Origin of the sequence: Bradyrhizobium iriomotense (assembly GCF_018130765.1) — a bacterium.
GTDB classification, from domain to species: domain Bacteria; phylum Pseudomonadota; class Alphaproteobacteria; order Rhizobiales; family Xanthobacteraceae; genus Bradyrhizobium; species Bradyrhizobium iriomotense_A.
In genome coordinates this window covers 13,874-31,568 of record NZ_JAFCJZ010000009.1, presented here as the reverse complement: position 1 = coordinate 31,568, position 17,695 = coordinate 13,874, and the positions used below count along the sequence as shown (strand labels likewise).

The 17,695-nt window shown below is 65.4% G+C and carries 15 protein-coding genes; 9 read left to right on the top strand and 6 right to left on the bottom strand.

All coding sequences use genetic code 11. The features are described 5' to 3' along the window. Window positions 1–23: 23 nt before the first annotated feature. The gene (dnaE, locus tag JQ635_RS17030; protein ID WP_211411001.1) at window positions 24–3,527 is read right to left on the bottom strand and encodes a DNA polymerase III subunit alpha; all 3,504 of its coding nucleotides are present in this window, start codon (window positions 3,525–3,527) and stop codon (window positions 24–26) included. A gap of 470 nt (window positions 3,528–3,997) precedes the next feature. Beyond that, on the bottom strand, window positions 3,998–4,720 hold the full coding sequence (locus tag JQ635_RS17025; RefSeq protein ID WP_211411000.1) for an outer membrane protein: 723 nt from the start codon (window positions 4,718–4,720) through the stop codon (window positions 3,998–4,000). Window positions 4,721–4,975: 255 nt separating this feature from the next. Between JQ635_RS17025 and JQ635_RS17020 the strand changes: the two genes are divergently transcribed. The 4 genes from JQ635_RS17020 (at window position 4,976) to JQ635_RS17005 (ending at window position 8,361) form a co-directional block, all read left to right on the top strand. Further along, window positions 4,976–5,284 carry a DUF3551 domain-containing protein gene (locus tag JQ635_RS17020; RefSeq protein WP_211410999.1) on the top strand — a complete coding sequence of 103 codons (309 nt, stop codon included), beginning with the start codon at window positions 4,976–4,978 and terminating at the stop codon, window positions 5,282–5,284. 1 nt (window position 5,285) lies between these two features. Then, window positions 5,286–5,534: a DUF3551 domain-containing protein gene (locus tag JQ635_RS17015; protein ID WP_211410998.1), complete on the top strand. Its 249-nt coding sequence runs from the start codon at window positions 5,286–5,288 to the stop codon at window positions 5,532–5,534. A 160-nt stretch (window positions 5,535–5,694) separates the two neighbouring features. After that, entirely contained in the window at window positions 5,695–7,014 is a 1,320-nt protein-coding gene (locus JQ635_RS17010) for an MFS transporter (protein ID WP_211410997.1), read from the top strand. Between the two features lie 87 nt (window positions 7,015–7,101). Further along, window positions 7,102–8,361: a hypothetical protein gene (locus tag JQ635_RS17005; protein ID WP_211410996.1), complete on the top strand. Its 1,260-nt coding sequence runs from the start codon at window positions 7,102–7,104 to the stop codon at window positions 8,359–8,361. 313 nt (window positions 8,362–8,674) lie between these two features. Here the strand turns inward: JQ635_RS17005 and JQ635_RS17000 are convergent, their stop codons facing one another. Continuing rightward, window positions 8,675–8,845: a hypothetical protein gene (locus JQ635_RS17000; RefSeq protein WP_211410995.1), complete on the bottom strand. Its 171-nt coding sequence runs from the start codon at window positions 8,843–8,845 to the stop codon at window positions 8,675–8,677. A 54-nt stretch (window positions 8,846–8,899) separates the two neighbouring features. Continuing rightward, window positions 8,900–9,304 carry a response regulator gene (locus tag JQ635_RS16995; RefSeq protein WP_211410994.1) on the bottom strand — a complete coding sequence of 135 codons (405 nt, stop codon included), beginning with the start codon at window positions 9,302–9,304 and terminating at the stop codon, window positions 8,900–8,902. An 83-nt stretch (window positions 9,305–9,387) separates the two neighbouring features. Here JQ635_RS16995 and JQ635_RS16990 point away from each other — a divergent pair, with 83 nt between their 5' ends. From JQ635_RS16990 to JQ635_RS16975, 4 genes are all read left to right on the top strand, one after another. Beyond that, window positions 9,388–10,392, top strand: a complete 1,005-nt coding sequence (locus JQ635_RS16990; protein WP_211410993.1) for a chemotaxis protein CheB — start codon at window positions 9,388–9,390, stop codon at window positions 10,390–10,392. 11 nt (window positions 10,393–10,403) lie between these two features. Next, window positions 10,404–10,685, top strand: coding sequence for a hypothetical protein (locus JQ635_RS16985; RefSeq protein ID WP_211410992.1), 282 nt, complete (start codon window positions 10,404–10,406; stop codon window positions 10,683–10,685). Between the two features lie 153 nt (window positions 10,686–10,838). Continuing rightward, on the top strand, window positions 10,839–14,009 hold the full coding sequence (locus tag JQ635_RS16980) for a CheR family methyltransferase (protein WP_211410991.1): 3,171 nt from the start codon (window positions 10,839–10,841) through the stop codon (window positions 14,007–14,009). Continuing rightward, complete coding sequence (locus tag JQ635_RS16975; RefSeq protein WP_211410990.1) at window positions 14,006–14,755, top strand: Crp/Fnr family transcriptional regulator; 750 nt, start codon at window positions 14,006–14,008, stop codon at window positions 14,753–14,755. The genes JQ635_RS16980 and JQ635_RS16975 overlap by 4 nt, the downstream gene beginning before the upstream one ends. 143 nt (window positions 14,756–14,898) lie before the next feature. On the opposite strand, the gene JQ635_RS16970 is transcribed toward JQ635_RS16975, so the two are convergent. Then, the gene (locus JQ635_RS16970) at window positions 14,899–15,672 is read right to left on the bottom strand and encodes a helix-turn-helix transcriptional regulator (protein WP_211410989.1); all 774 of its coding nucleotides are present in this window, start codon (window positions 15,670–15,672) and stop codon (window positions 14,899–14,901) included. Between the two features lie 108 nt (window positions 15,673–15,780). On the opposite strand from JQ635_RS16970, the gene JQ635_RS16965 reads away from it, so the two are divergent. Then, window positions 15,781–16,860: a quinone oxidoreductase family protein gene (locus JQ635_RS16965; RefSeq protein ID WP_211410988.1), complete on the top strand. Its 1,080-nt coding sequence runs from the start codon at window positions 15,781–15,783 to the stop codon at window positions 16,858–16,860. A 130-nt stretch (window positions 16,861–16,990) separates the two neighbouring features. Here the strand turns inward: JQ635_RS16965 and JQ635_RS16960 are convergent, their stop codons facing one another. Next, entirely contained in the window at window positions 16,991–17,692 is a 702-nt protein-coding gene (locus JQ635_RS16960; RefSeq protein ID WP_174719152.1) for an ABC transporter ATP-binding protein, read from the bottom strand. Window positions 17,693–17,695 lie beyond the last annotated feature (3 nt).

Genomic DNA, 17,695 nt, shown 5'->3' with positions numbered 1-17,695 from the left:
TGGTTTGCGCGGCGCGTGCAGCGTTAAAGCTGTTGCACGTCCACCACCCCCGCAACCGCCTTGATCGCGCCGGCGATCTGCGGGGAGACCTTGAAGCGGCCGGGCAGCTTCATCTCCACCTCGGTCTCGAGGTCGAGCATCATCACCAGCGAGACCTCACCGTCGCCATTGGAACGCGGCGCAATCCCGGGACTGCCGACCTTCGGCGCGGCGCCGTTCGACGCGGCCATGTCGGGTCCGGCGAGACGCTTGGCGATCGACTCGAGCGGCTTGGTGTCGCGCAGGAAGATACGCAGGCCCTTCTGCGTCTTGGCCGCGGCATCGTCGAGCGGCTCGGCATGCAGCACGCGGGCGCGGACGTCCTCGCCCTGCAGCTCGGCACCGAGCTGGAGCAGCACCGCGGCGCCCGGCTCCAGCACGTCGCGATATTGCGCAAGGCCTTCGGAGAACAGCACCGCCTCGAAATGCCCGGTCGGGTCCGACAGGCCCATGATGCCCATCTTGTTGCCGGTCTTGGTGCGCCGCTCCATGCGCGAGACCACGGTGGCCGCGACCTTGCCGGCGGTGGCGCCGGTCTTCACCGCGCGCGAGAACTCGGCCCAGCTCTGCACCCGCAGCCGCTTCAGGACGGTGGCGTAATCGTCGAGCGGATGTCCCGACAGGAAGAATCCGATCGCGTCATATTCGCGCCGCAGCCGCTCGGCCGGCAACCACGGCTCGATCTGCGGCAGCATGATGGTCGGCGCGTCCGCCGACATGCCGAACATGTCGTTCTGACCGATGGTCTCGGCCTGATGCGCGCGCTGGCAGGCGGCCAGGATCGAGTCCGCGCCGGCGAAGACGCGGGCGCGGTTCGGCTCCAGCGTGTCGAAGGCGCCGGCGGCTGCCAGGCTTTCGATGATGCGCTTGTTGATCGCACGCGGATTGACGCGCGCGGCGAAGTCGGCGAGCGAGGTGAACACCCCCCGCTTCGTGCGCTCCTCGATGATCTGCTCGATCGCCTGGATACCGACGCCCTTGAGCGCGGCGAGTGCGTAGTAGATGACCTTGTCGCCGACCTCGAAGGTCGCACCGGAGCGATTGATGTTCGGCGGCTCGACCTTGATGCCGAGGCGCTGCGCCTCGGAGCGGAATTCGGAGAGCTTGTCCGTGTTGTTGAGATCGAGCGTCATGGACGCTGCGATGAACTCCACCGGGTAATGCGCCTTCATGTAGGCGGTGTGGTAGGACACCAGCGCATAGGCCGCCGCGTGGCTCTTGTTGAAGCCGTAGTCGGCGAATTTGGCGAGCAATTCGAAGATGGTTTCGGCCTGCCCTTTCGGCACGCCGTTCTTGACCGCACCCGCGACGAAGATGTCGCGCTGCTTGTCCATCTCGGCGCGGATCTTCTTGCCCATGGCGCGGCGCAGAAGGTCGGCGTCGCCGAGCGAATAGCCCGACATCACCTGCGCGATCTGCATCACCTGTTCCTGGTAGATGATGACGCCGAAGGTCTCTTTCAGGATCGGCTCGAGCACGGGATGGAGATATTCCGGCTCCTCGTCGCCATGCTTGCGCGAGCAATAGGTCGGGATGTTCGCCATCGGGCCCGGGCGATACAGTGCGACCAGCGCGATGATGTCCTCGAAACGGTCGGGGCGCATGTCGATCAGCGCGCGCCGCATGCCCTGGCTTTCAACCTGGAACACGCCGACCACGTCGCCGCGCGCCAGCATCTGATAGCTTTCGGCATCGTCGATCGGCAGCGTCGCGAGATCGACATGGATGTCGCGCGGCTTAAGCAGCTTGCAGGCGACGTCGAGCACGGTCAGCGTCTTCAGACCGAGGAAGTCGAATTTCACGAGGCCCGCCGGCTCGACCCACTTCATGTTGAACTGGGTCACCGGCATATCCGACTTCGGATCTCGGTACATCGGCACGAGTTCGCTCAAGGGGCGATCGCCGATCACGATGCCGGCCGCGTGCGTCGAGGCATGGCGGGTCAGGCCTTCGAGGCGCTGCGCGATGTCGAAGGCGCGCGCCACCACCGGGTCTTCGTCGCGGAACGCCTGAAGTTTTGGTTCGCTCTCGATCGCGGCCGCAAGCGTCACGGGTGCCGCCGGATTCTGCGGCACCAGCTTCGTCAGCTTGTCGACCTGGCCATAGGGCATCTGCAGCACGCGGCCGACGTCACGCAGCACGCCGCGCGCCTGCAGCGTACCGAAGGTGATGATCTGCGCGACCTGGTCGCGGCCGTAGCGCTCCTGCACGTACTTGATCACCTCGCCGCGGCGATCCTGGCAGAAGTCGATGTCGAAGTCCGGCATCGAGACGCGCTCGGGATTGAGGAAGCGCTCGAACAGCAGGCCGAACTTGATCGGGTCGAGGTCGGTGATGGTCAGCGCCCATGCGACAAGCGAGCCTGCGCCCGAGCCGCGGCCCGGTCCGACCGGAATGCCGTGCGCCTTGGCCCATTTGATGAAGTCGGACACGATCAGGAAGTAGCCCGCGTACTTCATGCGCATGATGACGTCGAGCTCGAACGCCAGGCGCTTGTTGTAGTCCTCCTCGGTCCTGCCCTGTGACAGGCCGTGCACGCGCAGGCGGTTGGCGAGCCCCTCCTCCGCCTGCCGCTTCAACTCGGCGGCCTCGACCGATGCGGCGTCGGAGCTTGCGGCGGCGCCGACCGTGAAGAACGGCAGGATCGGCTTGCGCGTCATCGGGCGGAACGAGCAGCGCTCGGCGATCTCCACCGTCGAGGCCAGCGCCTCCGGAATGTCGGCGAACAACACCGCCATCTCGGCGCGGGTCTTGAAGCGGTGATCGGGGGTGAGCTGCACGCGGTCGGTCTCGGCGATCAGCCGGCCGCCGGCGATGCAGAGCAGCGCGTCATGCGCCTCGTAGTCGTCGGTCGAAGCGAAATACGGCTCGTTGGTCGCAACCAGCGGCAGGCCCTTCGCATAGGCGATGTCGATCAAGCCGCTTTCGACGCGCCGTTCCTTATCGATGTTGTGACGCTGCAATTCGATGTAGAGCCGGTCGCCGAACAGGTTGGCCAGACGCTCGCAGCGCGCCGCCGCCAGCTCGGCCATGCCGCCGGCCAGCGCCAGCGAGATCGGTCCGTCCGGTCCGCCCGTGAGCGCGATCAGGCCTTCGGTCTCGCCGTCGAACCAGTCGAACTTGATGAACGGGGCATGGCTGTCGGGCGTCTCCAGGAACGCCCGCGAATTCAGCCGCATCAGGCTGCGATAGCCGCGCTCCTGCGCCGCCAGCAGCACCACGCGCGAGGGGCCCATCGCGTTGCGCGCGTTCGGATCCTGATCTGCGAAGTCGATCGCAAGCTCGCAGCCGACGATCGGCTGGATGCCGGAGCCCGCCATCTTGTCGGAGAACTCCAGCGCACCGAACAGATTGTCGGTGTCGGTCAGCGCCAGCGCGGGCTGATGGTCTTTCTTGGCAAGCTCGGCGAGCTTGCCGATCTTGATCGAGCCCTTGAGCAGCGAATAGGCCGAGTGAACGTGAAGGTGGACAAATCCGGCGCTCGGCATGGTCGCGTGACGGCCTCTTGCAGATGAGATGGAGCGGTCGCCGGCTCCGAGGGGACGTCCCCGCCCGGCCGACTCGCGTCACAATGGTGGGGTCTCACAGCTTCAGAGTCCACGCCGGAGCGGCCGCTTCGCCGCGTCGTCCCGCTTTTCCCCAACGGGCGCCGGTGAAGAGGAGCAGCGGTCTACAAAACCGCAGGTCTAGAGCTGCGGTATGACCTGGGCCCAGATCGCGATCATCCCGACGAACAGCGTGATGGACGCCAGTGCAGCCGCCTCTTCCACGAAAATCCTGAACATGACCTCGCTCCCTTGCTAGAACGTATGAAGAACATTGTTCTCATTTCGTTCACGGGAGTCAAGCCTGGCTGGCGATCTCGCAACGCGATGGTTAACTCGCTGAATTCACGCAATAAAAAAGCCCCGGCCAATGGCCGGGGCTTTCGATGATCGCTCGCAAAGGCCGATCGGTATCAGTAACGGCCGAGGATCGGGCCGCCGAACTTGTAGTTCAGGCGGACGAGGCCCATGTCGACGTCCTGCTTGGTGTGGATCGCCAGAGTACCGAGACCACCGGTCAGGGTCTGATCCTTGCCGCCCAGGAAGATGTGGTCGTACTCGACGCCAACCGACCAGTTCGGAGCGAAGCCGAACTCGAGGCCCGCACCGACCGTGCCGCCCCAACGGGTGTCGTTGGCCGAAGCAAGCGACACGCCGGCGAGAGAGGCGTCGTACTTGGTGCCGACCACAGCCGCACCGCCCTTCACGTAGACCAGCACGTTGTTCCAGGCGTAGCCGACCTGGCCGGTGATCAGACCGAACGAATCGATCTTGGTGTTGTTGGTGAAGCCGGAGATCGCGCCGACGTGGCTGCCGGAGAAGTCGGCCCAGTTGCCCTGGCCTTCCACACCGAACACCCACTGGCCGGACTGCCAGCGATAGCCGATCTGACCACCGACGGTGCCGCCGGTCGCATCGTGCGAACCGTCACGGCCGAAGCCGACCAGATCCCAGGTCGCGTGCGACGAACCACCGCCGCCGTTGATGCCGATATAGAAGCCGCTCCAGTCGTAGATGGTGGCGACCATCGCGGGCGCCTTGGTGTACGGCCGAGCCGCGAGATCGGCAGCCAGCGCCGGTGCAGCTGCGCTGAGCGCGACGAGGCTCACAGCGGCAAGCAACAAATTCTTCTTCATTTCAATCCCGTTCCAGTTTCGTCGTTAGGCCCCCTGGCCATGGCGTGGTCATAACAGCGATCGACGGAATTGCTGTAACCTCGACGCAACAGTTCACGCCAAAGGCCCGCGCTTCATTAATGAAGATTTATCAGAGCGTGCTGGAAACCCTTTGAAACAAGTGTTTTCGGCAGTTCCAATGTCGACGAGGCGAGATAAACTGCAGGCGCGCGTAACATCGTCGCGCGCACAATTGTGTGATTGGAGAATCGAGAAATGCGCGCACGAATTGCCCTCCCCATTGTCGCCACATTTTCGCTCGCAATCGCCACATTCACGCTGACGCTGAGCACAAGCACGCCCGCACGCGCATTCGGTACGCATCACGCGTTCTGCCTCACGGGCGATGAATGGCCGGGACTGAGCAATTGCAGGTTCGATACTTACGCGCAGTGTCAGGCCAGCGCATCGGGCCGCGCGCTGACCTGCATCGCCAATCCCTATTTCGGGGGACAGAGTGATGATCCATACGCGTATCAGAATCGTCCGCGCACGCTGGCACCCGGCTACTTGTTGTCGCGCTGAGATGCGCAGCGGCTGGCTTGCACTCGTTGCGACCGGCACACTCTTCGTGAGCGCGCAGGCGCGCGCGCAGACCTATGACCCCACCTATCCCGTCTGCATGCAGGTCTACGGCCAGGTCGGCTATTTCGACTGCCGCTACACCTCACTCGAGCAGTGCAGGTTTCTCGCCGTCGGACGTTCGGCGAGCTGCGTCGCGAACCCGTATTTTTCGCAGCGGAGACCCGAGCCGCGGTCCAGGCACTCCGGCTAGCGTTGGCACACGCAAATCGGGACACTGATATGCGGCATGCCCTGCATCGCGCGTCCGCTGTTGACGCAGACTGATCCGGGTTTAAGTACGACGGACAAATCTTGCAGGGATGGCGACGTTCGCTGGGCTGGTTCCCGTTGACGCCACCGATGCAGGACTCATGACGATCTCGCCTCACGCGACCTCGCCCCGCGCCAATTCGACCGCGGCCGCCAATCCCCCTCACCTCGCCATTGTCCTCGTCTCGCTCGCGATGGGCGGCTTTGCGATCGGGACCACCGAATTCGCGTCGATGAGCCTGTTGCCGTTCTTCGCCGCCGACCTCCACATCGACGAGCCGACCGCGGGGCACGCGATCAGCGCTTACGCGCTCGGCGTGGTGCTGGGCGCGCCGCTGATCGCAGTGCTGGGTGCGCGGTTCGCCCGGCGCACGCAGCTGCTCGTCCTGATGGCCGTGTTCGCGCTCGGCAACGCGCTCACCGCGCTCGCACCCGGCTTTGGCTGGATGATCGCGGCGCGCTTCCTGTCGGGGCTGCCGCACGGCGCCTATTTCGGTATCGCCGCACTGGTCGCGGCTTCGCTGGTTCCGCAACAGCGCCGCTCGCAGGCGATCGGCCAGGTGATGCTCGGCCTGACCTGCGCCACCATCATCGGCGTGCCCCTGGCCAATGCGATCGGCCAATCGGTCGGCTGGCGCGCGAGTTTTGGTCTCGTGTCGGTGCTGGCGCTGCTCACGGTGCTGCTGTGCGCCCTGTTCGCGCCGCGCGACCACGCCGGCAAGTCCGATCCGCTGCGCGAACTCGGCGCCCTCAGAAGCGGCCGCGTCTGGATCACGCTGGCGATCGGCGCGATCGGCTTCGGCGGCATGTTTGCCGTCTACACCTATCTTGCGACGACGCTGATCGAGGTCACCAAAGTCAGCCCCGCGGCCATCCCGTTCTTCCTCGCATTATTCGGGATTGGAGCGACACTCGGCAATCTGTTCGTGCCGCGCTTCGCCGACCGCGCCCTGATGCCGACGGCGGGCATCATCCTGCTGTTTGCAGCCGTCGCGCTGCTGGTGTTTCCGCTTGCCGCACACAATCCCTGGCTACTGGCGGCAGACATATTCGCGATCGGCACCAGCGTTTCGCTCGGCGCTATTCTCCAGACGCGGCTGATGGACGTCGCGGGTGATGCACAGGCGCTCGCGGCCGCGCTGAACCATTCGGCGTTCAACACCGCCAATGCGCTCGGCCCATTCCTGGGCGGCCTTGCTATCCGCGAGGGGCTGGGCTGGACCTCCACCGGTCCCGTCGGTGCTGCACTCGCGCTTCTCGGTTTGCTGATCTGGGCCATCGCCCGGCGCGATGCCGAACCTGCTCCGGTCGAGGTCGCCTCACGGCGCGACGCTGCTCCGCTCGCGCCGCCGCTGGCGCCGGACCACCGAAGCCGTTCGGCCGCTCACGAGGATCTGCCCGCCCGGACCTCAGCGAAATAAACGCGAATTGGAGCGCCACCGCAAGTTGTGAAAGCGCCAAGCGTCGTATAGCGTCAGGATCGGCATCACCGCATAGTCGATCATTTCATGCTCGCCCGTATTCTAGTTGCCGTCGCCGCGCTGTTGCATCCCGGTGTATTGCGCGCCGAAACGCCGTCGGAGAAAGCCGGATTTGCATCCAAGCTGACGATCTATCTCGCCAAGGGGGCGCCTGATGCATGCGGGCCGGGCTGCGACCGCTGGATCGCCATCGAGGGCGATATCGACGGGGACGCAGCTCCGCGCATTAGCCGCTTCCTCGCCGCCGTCAAGAACACACAGCGTCCGATCTACCTTTATTCGCCCGGCGGGAACGTGGAGCAGTCCTACGCGATCGGGCGGCTGCTGCGCGGTCGCAAGGCGATCGCCCGGGTCGGTCGCACCATCGTGACGGCGTGCGCGGCGAACGCGCAGGTGGACGCCGCCTGCCTGAAGGTGAAGAACGCAGGCGGCGAGGTCGAGGCCGAGGCCGAGCTCACCACCCGCAAGGCGATGTGCAACTCGGCCTGCGGTTACCTGTTCATCGGAGCGACATCCCGCGAGGTGGCGCCCGACGCGGCGCTGGCGGTCCACAACTCCAGGCTGGTCCTGCGCTTTCATGGGGATCCGCCCCCGCAGGTGGTCGCCGAAGCGAGGCAGCGCCGAATGGCGAGCGCCGATCGCGACCGCACTGCGTTCATCGCGTCGATGGGAATCAGCCGCGAGCTCGACGCCCTGATCCGGACCGTGAAGTTCGAGAACCTGCACGTGCTGACGCGCGCCGAGCTCTATCGTTTCGGGATCGACACGCGACCGCTCGCCGAAACGGCGTGGAAGCTGGAAAAGGACGCCCGGCCGTACGTCCGCAAGATCGCGGTGATGAAGAAGGAGAACGCCTCTTCGTTCCGGACCATGGAGTGGCGCCTGTCGTGCGAGAACAGGACGCGCGTGCCGCTGTGGTTCGCGGCCGAAATCGACGAGGCCTCCACCGGCAAGAGCACGATCCTGATAGCGGCGGACACCGCCACGGACAAGCAGGCCGGAGGGTCACCGCTGCGATCAGGCAAGTACGAGGTCTGGCGCGGCAGCATCGACGCCGACATGGTCAAGGCGGTCCTGGCCTCCCGCTCCCTCCATGTCCGCGAGACCACGACGATGCCCGACGACAAGACGGACGAGACGAAATTCGACATCGACCTGACGGGCCTCGCGCCGGCCTGGACGCAGCTCAAGTCATCCTGCGCCTTGTCGGCGCTCAACCCGATCAGCCCCTGGCCGGCCACGGTGCCGAACGTCAGCGCAACGCCTCCGGCTGCCGCAGTGCCGTAAGCGCAGCTTCGCTTGGACCAGGCCGGCCATCGCTCAGAAAGCGGCTGGCGATTCACATAGCCTAATGCACTCGGCGCGACAAAACGTCAAAATCGTCTCCGGGATGAGGGCACTACGATGACGATGGATCGCGTCGAACGGGCATTCATCGCTACGGCGATGCTGGGTTTCCTGGTGATGCTGGGGGCGATCATATGGATGATGGTGAGCTGACGGGTTACTCCTTGCGCCAAGCCTCGTCGCAGGCGTTGCCCTATCTCGGGATCGCCCTTTGCCTTGCCGTGGCTATGTGGCTGACCTGGAGCCGCCTGCTTTAGGCCGGATCGCCCTCCCCGCGAACCGGCCCGAGCGCAACCAGTTCATCACGGACACGCTGCGCCTTTGCGATGTGATCGCTGTTGCGCAGTATCTCAAGGGCATCGCGAACCAGTTCGCGGGAAAAGGACAGGAGCTGCGCGTCGCCCGCGCGGGGGATGTAGATCATTCGAACCTCACTTGGATCATGTCCTGGGCTCGCGCAACGGCGCGACGCTGCGCCTCACGCCTTCGGCTTCCCGATCAACCCAGCCAGGCCGCGGACCAACGCCGCAACGTCGATCGGCTTTTCCCAGAGCAACACGTCGTGAAACTGTGGAGCAATGCTGACCTTGTCGTAGCCGGTCGTGAACACGAATGGCACCTGGCGGGCCCTGAGCTCCTGCGCAACCGGGAAGACCATCTCGCTGCGAAGGTTCACGTCGAGCACTGCGCCGTCGAGAACACCGCCGCCGTTGATGATGGGGAGCGCATCGTCAAGCACGCCGACCGGACCGGCAATTTCCGCGCCCGCCGACCGCAGCGCACGGCTGATGTCGTCGGCGAGGAAATACTCATCCTCGACAACGAGGATGCGACGTCCCGACAACGGGGCGTGCCCGCGCGACAACGTTGGCGATAGCGCCATGTTTCCTCCAGCACCCAGCAATGGATAGGAACATAGGCCTCGAGGCCGTCTTGGTGCAAACGAAGCATTGAATGGCGGGTTCCATGAGCAACCGCGACATCATTGTCATCGGCGGTTCCTCCGGAGCCACGGTGCCGCTGACACAGATTTTGGCGGATTTGCATCCGGATGTTCCGGCGGCCATCTTTATCGTCCTCCACCTACCTGCGCAGGGCATCGGCATCCTGGCCACCGTGGCCGCTGCTGCCGGCAGGCTCCCGGTGCATCAGGCCGTGGACGGCATGAAGTTCGAGCGCGGCCACGTCTATCTCGGTGCCCCCGACCATCATTTGCTGCTCTTGGACGATCGAATCCGGCTCGGGCGCGGCCCGCGCGAGAACATGGTGCGACCCGCGATCGACGCGCTGTTCCGCTCGGCCGCCCTGCATCACGGTCCGCGCGTGATCGGGGTGGTGCTGAGCGGATTGCTTTCGGACGGGGCCGCCGGCCTCAACGCAATCAAGCGCTGCGGCGGAATGACGATCGTGCAGGACCCCTCGGAGGCGATCGCTGCGGAGATGCCGCAGCGCGCGCTGGAGGCAGCCACCGCCGACCGCTGCGTTCCCGCCGCACGGCTCGGCGACGTCCTCTGCGATCTTGCCCGGGAGCCGCCGGGGGCCGCACGTCCGATCGCTCCGGATATCCGCCTGGAGGTGGAAATCGCCGCGGGTGAAAGAATTGGCTCCGCAATCCTGGCCGACATTGCCGATCCGGCGGCGCTGACATGCCCCGCCTGCGGCGGGGTCCTTTCCGAAGTGAAAGAGGCTCATCCCACGCGGTTTCGCTGTCAGGTCGGCCACGCCTACACCACCGATGCCCTCGCCAAGGAGCAGGAAGGGCAAGTCGATGAAGCCCTGCGCGTCGCGCTCCGGATCATCGAGGAGCGGGCCGAGCTCGTGCAGCGCATGGCCGCGGATGGCCGTCGCAGCGGCAGGCCGGCCGTGGTCGAAATGTACGAGCGGCGCGCGGTCGAATATCGCGAATACGCCGACATGATCCGGCGCGTCGTGCTACAATCGCTTGATCCTCCCGTCCCGCGCGGGAAGTGAGAAACGCCGCCATGGCAGCATCCCTTACCGAGCGTACCCGGCAACTCCGCGACGAGCAGCGGCTTCTGAAGAAAGCCGATCTCGATATCGAAGAAGGCTGGCAGCGCGTCCGCAGGCAGGAGGATCGGGTGCGGGAGTTACAGGCCGGCGGATATGACTGCCGGCAGGCGGAACGGCTGGTGGAGCTGCTCAAGCAGACCCTGGTGGAATGGGAGCGGCATCGCACCCTGATCATTCAGAGAGTGAACTACCTCCAGCAGGAGGTCGACCAGGTGCCGCCAGCGGTCGCCTGATACGGCCGCGCCGCGCGCCTTGCGATTTGCACCGTCGGGACCGCGTCGGAGGCGCGAACGTTTTCCGCTTTTGGCTGTTGGGATGACGTCGATTTCTGCTATTTGCAGAAACCGGAACCCGTTGGTCCCCGGGCAACGAGAGTAGCGGCAATCATGGACGAAGTCGGCAAGACGGCGGGGGAGCCGGAGCCTCAGGCCAAGGCCCCGTTGGTCATCGGCGTGGGGGCATCGGCCGGCGCAATCGACAGCATCGAGCGGTTCTTCGCCAAGCTGACATTGAGCGACGACCAGGCGGTGGTTCTTGTCCTCCAGAACGCCGAGGTGCTCGACGACGGGCGGTTGCGCAGCATCATCCAGCGCGCCGACGGCGCGCGTTTCGCCGATGTCCGCGATGCAATGGCGGTGGAAGGGGGCGCGATCTATCTCAGCCCGGCGGCCATGATCACCACGATCCAGGGCGGGCGCTTTGCGGTCCGCAAGGCCGAACAGGGTCCGGGCGAACGGGCCACCATCGACAGTTTCCTGGTATCGCTCGCCGAAGAGCGTGCCGAGCAATCCATCGGCGTTCTCTTGAGCGGGACCGGCGCCGACGGCACGCTCGGCACGGCTACGCTGAAGGACCACGGCGGCCTCGCCATTGCGGAAAGATTGGCCGGCGACGAGTCGTCCGACCATCTGGTCGACAGCAACAAGCCGGCGGCGATCGCGGACTACGTCCTGCCACCGGAGGACATCCCGGAGCACATCCAGGTCTATGCCCGCCATCTCCGGCGGCTGGAGGAGAAGCAGGGATTCGACGAGGTCCTGGCTGCGGCGGCGACCTCGCTGTCGCGCATCGCCGACATCCTGCGCAACAAGACCGGCAACGATTTCCACGGCTACAAGCAGAACACCTTCCTGCGCCGCGTGCAGCGGCGCATGCAGGTCGTGCAGATCGAGGAGATCACCGCCTATGTCGACTTCCTGCGCACCGACAAGGACGAGGCCCAGAACCTCTTCAATGACCTCCTGATCGGCGTCACCGAGTTCTTCCGCGACAAGCGCGAGTTCGAAGTGCTCGAGACGCAGATCATCCCGAATATCTTCGGGGCCAAGGGAAACGGCCAGCAGGTCCGCGTCTGGGTGCTGGGCTGCGCGACCGGCGAAGAGGCCTATTCGATCGGCATCCTGCTGCGCGAGCACATGGCGACGCTCGATTCCGCTCCCCAGGTGCAGATCTTCGCAACCGACATCGACGGCCGGGCGCTCGCCACCGCCCGCGTCGGGCGCTACCGCACCAATATCGAGCAGGACATGTCTCCCGAGCGCCTGGCGCGCTGGTTCGTGCGCGAGGGCGACACCTATTGCGTGGTGAAGGAATTGCGGGAGATGTGCATCTTCTCCCAGCACAACGTGATCAAGGACGCCCCGTTCTCCAAGCTCGATCTCGTCTCCTGCCGCAACCTGCTGATCTATCTCAACGCAGAGCTTCAGAACCGGGTGATCCCGCTGTTCCATTTCGCGTTGCTGCCCGAGCGCTTCCTGTTCCTCGGCAACTCAGAGAACGTGACGCGGCACCCGAAGCTGTTTGCGCCGGTCGATCGTCGCGCCCGCATCTTCAGGAAGCTCGACACCGGCACGCGGCTGCCGCCCGAATTTCCAATCTCGGCCTCGGCAGGGCGTGCGCCGGTCGAGGTGCAGCCGGCCCGCTCGTTCGGGCCGGACGTGGGCCTCGAACGCCGCGCCCAGCGCGTCGCGGAACGGTATGCGCCGGCCTATGTGATCACGGACGACAATTTCCAGATCCTGCATTTTTCCGGGCGCACCGGACGCTACATCGAGCCGACGGCCGGCGCCGCCTCGCTCGATCTGCTCCAGCTGGTGCATCGCGATCTCAGGCTGGAGCTGCGCACCGCCCTCTCCCGCGCATCGGAAACCAACGAGTCCGCCCATGCCGAGCAGATCCAGCTCGGCGTCAACGGCCATCGCGTTCTCGTCGACATCACCGTGGAGCCGATCCAGGATGGCGCCGGCGGTCATCGCAATTTCATCGTCCTGTTCAAGGATGGCCCGGCGCCCGTCGCCGACGCCCCCGAGAACAATCCCGGCGTGCTGGTGCGGACCGAGCATGTCGAACGTCTCGAAGGTGAATTGCGGGCGACCCGCGAGCGCCTCCAGGCAACGATCGAAGAGCTCGAAAGCACCAACGAAGAGCTGAAATCCTCGAACGAGGAATATCAATCGCTCAATGAAGAGCTGCAATCCGCCAACGAGGAGCTGGAGACCTCGCGCGAGGAGCTGCAATCGGTCAACGAGGAATTGACCACCGTCAATGGCGAGCTGGCGCACCGGGTTCAGGAGCTGACCCGCGCCACCAGCGACCTCAAGAATTTCCTCGAAAGCACGCAGATCGCAACCGTCTTCCTCGACAACGATCTCCGCGTGATGAACTTCACCCCCGCGATCACGCACATCCTGCATCTGGTCGAGACCGATGTCGGCCGCCCGATCGCCCACATCAAGGCGCGTATTCCGATCGAGGAGCTCTACGACGACGTACGCCGCGTCCTGCGCACGCTCGCCAGCGCCGAACGCGAACTGACCGCGCCCGACAGCGGCACGCGCTACATCGTCCGCATCCTACCCTATCGCAGCATCGACAATTTCATCGCCGGCGTCGTGATCACCTTCATCGACGTCACCGCGATCACCCGCGCAGAGGAACGGCAGCGCCTTCTCCTCGCCGAGCTTCAGCACCGCGTGCGCAATACGCTGGGCGTGGTGCGGTCGATCGCGCGCCGCTCCGCGGAGACGAGCTCCACGGTCGAGGAATATGCCGCCCATCTCGACGGGCGCCTCAATGCCTTCGCGCGCACCCAGGCCCTGGTGACGCGCGATCCGGAGGGCGGCGTCGATCTTGAATATCTGGTGATCGAGGAGCTGCTGGCCTATAATGCCCATGAGGGCGAGCAGGTGCGCGCCTCCGGGCCTGCGGTACGCTTCCAGCCGAAGGCGGCAGAGACCTTTGCGCTCGCGATCCACGAGCTTGCGACCAACGCGCTCAAATACGGCGCGTTGAGCCAGCCCGGCGGTCGGCTCGAAATCTCGTGGCATATCGACGGAGCCGTCGAGCCTCCGCAACTGCTGTTCGAATGGCGTGAGCGGGGCGGTCCGGCGGTGACGCCGCCACCGCGCAAGGGTTTCGGCACCGAGCTTCTGGAGCGCACTCTTGCGTTCGAGCTGAAGGGGCAGACGACCATGTCGTTCAACGCATCCGGCCTCACCTGCCTGATCGCGATCCCCCTGACCAGGCGTACCTTCCATACGCCGTCGATGGAGGGATGATGCGGACTCACGGGAGCGACGGCGGTGTGGCGCAGGCGGTCTTTCGCCGCTTCAACGCCTTGCGCCCGCTGTCTGACGAGGACGCCGCTGCGCTGGAACATGCCATTCTCGAAGGCTTGTTGCGTGCCGGGCCGGGCGAGGACTTGATCGCCGAAGGCGATCCCGTCGACAGCGTCCGCCTCGTGCTCTCGGGCTGGCTGTTCCGCCACAAGACGCTGGAGGACGGGCGTCGGCAGATCGTCAATTTCATCCTGCCGGGCGAGACCTGCGACGCCCACGCTTATCTTCTTTCCACCATGGATCATTCGATCACGACGGCAACGCCGGTTGCCTATGCCGAGATCAAGCGTGCGCGCTTCGAACAGCTGATGGTGGCCAATCGCACGCTGGCCGAAGCCTTCATGTGCGAGACGCTGCTGAACAGCGCGATCCAGCGCGAATGGGTCATCAACCTCGGCCGGCGCGCGGCGTTCGAGCGGGTGGCCCATCTGTTCTGCGAAATCTTCGAGCGGCTTCGCCCCGTGGGCCTGGTCGATGGCAATTCCTGCGCGCTTCCGGTGACCCAGACCGATCTGGCCGACGCGACCGGCCTGTCGGTGGTTCATCTCAACCGCACGATCCAGGAATTGCGGGCGTCCGGCCTGATCGTGCTGAAGGATCGGACCTTGACGATCGGTGATCTCGACGCGCTCAAGAATGCGGCGATGTATTCGCCCAACTATCTCAGGCTTTATCAGGCGAAGTGAACGATCCCGCGGCCGAAGGCTTCAGACAGCAGCACTGCCCGAACCTGTTGAGTCGAAGTTGAGGTCAAGTTCACTTTCGAGGTCGCGACGCTGAAGCATTGAGGCCGCCGAAAGCCGGTAGTCGCCCCCTGTGTCTTCACGCCTCACACCGGCGTGTAGATCACGAGCTTCAGCGCGGGATCGTCATTGGCCTGGAAGCTCGTGTGCTCGAACCGGAGCAGGCCCTTGGTCGGATGGTTCATGGTCTTGAGGCCCGACGAGGTGCTGCGGATGTCGTGCGCCTCCCACCATTTGACGAATTCCGGACTGCCCTGACGCAGCCGCGTGAGCAGTTCCGTGAAGGCGGGATCGCCGGCCCAGACGTCGTGAGTGGCTCGAAACATCGCGACCATGCTCCTGGCCACATCGGTCCAGCTCGCGCCGTAGAATTTTCGCGTTTGCCTGTTTGTCAGCACCAGCAGCAGCGTGTTGCGGTCCTGCTCGGGCAGCTTCCCGAAACCGAAGACCTCCTCGGCCGCCTCGTTCCAGGCCAGCACGTCCCAGCGCCGCCCGGTGACGTAGGCGGGCTGCGTCAGGCTCTGGATCATCCGCTGGATCGGCGGTGGCACGGTCTCCCGCACGAAGGCGCCCCTGGCGCCATCGCGCGCCAGCGCCTTGAGATGCGCGTGCTCGGTCTTTGAGAGGCGCAGCGCGCGGGCCAGCGCGTCGATCGTGGTGACCGAGGGGCTGACGGTGCGGCCCTGCTCGAGGCGGATGTACCAGTCGACACCGATGCCGGCGAGCTGGGCGACCTCCTCGCGGCGCAGGCCCACGGTGCGGCGCCGGCGGCCTGCCGGAAGGCCGACGGTCTTCGGTGACAGCTTTTCACGACGGGACCTCAAGAAGTCGCCGAATTCGACGCGGCGTGGATCGGCCATGATCGGTGTCCTCGATGGAGGGCCTTGGGAATACTAGGATAATACCAGGCCTTCTTGTCCCTTCAAGGGCGAGGCATATCCACCTCACCCGTCCCTGAGGTGAACATCATGAAAGCTGCCGTGCTCAAATCCTTCGGCTCGCCGCTCGCGATCGAGACTGCCCCCGACCCGGTGCTCGGTACCGGCGAGGTTATTGTCGATGTCGTCGCCACGCGCGTGCTGTCCTACATGAACGAGGTCTTCAGCGGGGAGCGCAACTACGCGCTCGACCTGCCTGTTATCCCCGGCCCGGGCGGCATCGGGCGGGTGCGCGCGGTCGGCCCGGACGCGACCAAGCTCGCGGTCGGCGACTGGGTGTTCTGCGACCCGACGGTGCGCTCGCGCGACGATGCCGTTGCGCCCGACATCGCCCTGCAGGGGCTCACGGCGGCCGGTCCCGGCGGCATGCGCCTGCAACAGCATTTTCGTCACGGCTCGTTCGCCGAGCAGATGCGCGTGCCGACCGAGAACGTCAAACGGCTCGGTGCGATCACGTCGGAGGACGCGACGCAATGGTGCGCGCTGGGGACCCTGCTGGTGCCCTATGGCGGCTTCCTCGCCGCCAAGCTTCAGCCGGGCGAGACCGTGCTGGTGAGCGGGGCCACCGGCAATTTCGGCAGCGCTGCGGTGTCGGTTGCTCTGGCGATGGGGGCGGCCTGCGTGGTGACGCCGGGCCGCAACGAAAAGATCCTGGCCGATCTCGTCCGCCGCTTCGGCAGCCGCGTGAAGCCGGTCAGGCTCACCGGGAACGAGGATGACGACCGCGAAGCGATGAAGCGCGCAGCACCAGGGCCGATCGACTGCGTGTTCGACATCATGCCGCCCTCGGTCAGCCCAACCGTCGTGCGCGCGGCGGTCATGACGGTGCGCGCTTACGGCCGCGTCGTGCTCATGGGCGGGGTCGGCATGGCCGGCGGCGCGGGCCTCGAGCTGCCCTACCCCTGGATCATGCGCAACTGCATCAGCATTCACGGCGTCTGGATGTATCCGCCCGATGCGGCCGCGCGTCTGATCGCACTGGTGCGCTCGGGGCTGCTGCGACTGGAGGAATACGAGACGACGGCCTTCGATCTCGACCATGCCAATGAGGCCGTGGCGCATGCCGCCGCCAATGGCGGGCCGTTCAAATTGACCGTGATCAGGCCGTAGTTGACGTGCCCGCTGCGGCGATGCGCGGTCAGCGCCGTTTTGCCCGACACATCAAACGCCTGGCAGGCGTCAGGCCGGCACCGGCTGAAACAGGCCGGCTACTGTGCATGGGGTTGTTTTCGCGATTTTTTTATTCGAGCTCGACGACCTGGCCGTTCGACAGCGAGACCCGCCGGTCCATGCGTCCGGCGAGCTCCATGTTGTGGGTCGCGATCAGCATCGAGACCTTGGTCGCCTTGACCAGCTGCATCAGCGCCTGGAAGACGTGATCGGCCGTGTGCGGATCGAGGTTGCCGGTCGGCTCGTCCGCGAACAGCACGCGCGGTGCGTTGGCGACTGCCCGCGCGATCGCGACACGCTGCTGCTCGCCGCCCGACAGCTCCGCCGGGCGATGGGTGATGCGATCGCCGAGGCCGAGATAGCCGAGGATCTCCTTGGCCCGCTTGACGCTCTCGGACTTCTTCAGGCCACGGATCATCTGCGGCATCATCACGTTCTCCAGCGCCGAGAACTCCGGCAGCAGCCGGTGCGACTGGTAGACGAAGCCGATATCGGTGCGGCGCAGCTGGGTGCGCTCGATGTCGGGCAGCTGCGAGGTCGGCGCGCCGTTGACATAGACCTCGCCGGAATCGGGCGCTTCCAGCAGCCCGGCAATGTGCAGCAGCGTCGACTTGCCCGAGCCCGACGGCGCCACCAGCGCGACCGACTGTCCCGCCCACAGCGCGAGCTTGGCGCCGTCCAAAATCGTCAGCGGCACCTCGCCCTGCAAGTACTGCCGCTTTATCTCGTGGAGATAAATGACCGGTACGTCTTCCGCCCCCTGCTGCTCCATCAG

Coding starts and splice junctions, on each gene's coding strand:
- dnaE (WP_211411001.1), bottom strand. CDS start 3,527: ATGCCGAGCGCCGGATTTGTCCACCTTCACGTTCACTCGGCCTATTCG.
- JQ635_RS17025 (WP_211411000.1), bottom strand. CDS start 4,720: ATGAAGAAGAATTTGTTGCTTGCCGCTGTGAGCCTCGTCGCGCTCAGC.
- JQ635_RS17020 (WP_211410999.1), top strand. CDS start 4,976: ATGCGCGCACGAATTGCCCTCCCCATTGTCGCCACATTTTCGCTCGCA.
- JQ635_RS17015 (WP_211410998.1), top strand. CDS start 5,286: ATGCGCAGCGGCTGGCTTGCACTCGTTGCGACCGGCACACTCTTCGTG.
- JQ635_RS17010 (WP_211410997.1), top strand. CDS start 5,695: ATGACGATCTCGCCTCACGCGACCTCGCCCCGCGCCAATTCGACCGCG.
- JQ635_RS17005 (WP_211410996.1), top strand. CDS start 7,102: ATGCTCGCCCGTATTCTAGTTGCCGTCGCCGCGCTGTTGCATCCCGGT.
- JQ635_RS17000 (WP_211410995.1), bottom strand. CDS start 8,845: ATGATCTACATCCCCCGCGCGGGCGACGCGCAGCTCCTGTCCTTTTCC.
- JQ635_RS16995 (WP_211410994.1), bottom strand. CDS start 9,304: ATGGCGCTATCGCCAACGTTGTCGCGCGGGCACGCCCCGTTGTCGGGA.
- JQ635_RS16990 (WP_211410993.1), top strand. CDS start 9,388: ATGAGCAACCGCGACATCATTGTCATCGGCGGTTCCTCCGGAGCCACG.
- JQ635_RS16985 (WP_211410992.1), top strand. CDS start 10,404: ATGGCAGCATCCCTTACCGAGCGTACCCGGCAACTCCGCGACGAGCAG.
- JQ635_RS16980 (WP_211410991.1), top strand. CDS start 10,839: ATGGACGAAGTCGGCAAGACGGCGGGGGAGCCGGAGCCTCAGGCCAAG.
- JQ635_RS16975 (WP_211410990.1), top strand. CDS start 14,006: ATGATGCGGACTCACGGGAGCGACGGCGGTGTGGCGCAGGCGGTCTTT.
- JQ635_RS16970 (WP_211410989.1), bottom strand. CDS start 15,672: ATGGCCGATCCACGCCGCGTCGAATTCGGCGACTTCTTGAGGTCCCGT.
- JQ635_RS16965 (WP_211410988.1), top strand. CDS start 15,781: ATGAAAGCTGCCGTGCTCAAATCCTTCGGCTCGCCGCTCGCGATCGAG.
- JQ635_RS16960 (WP_174719152.1), bottom strand. CDS start 17,692: ATGGAGCAGCAGGGGGCGGAAGACGTACCGGTCATTTATCTCCACGAG.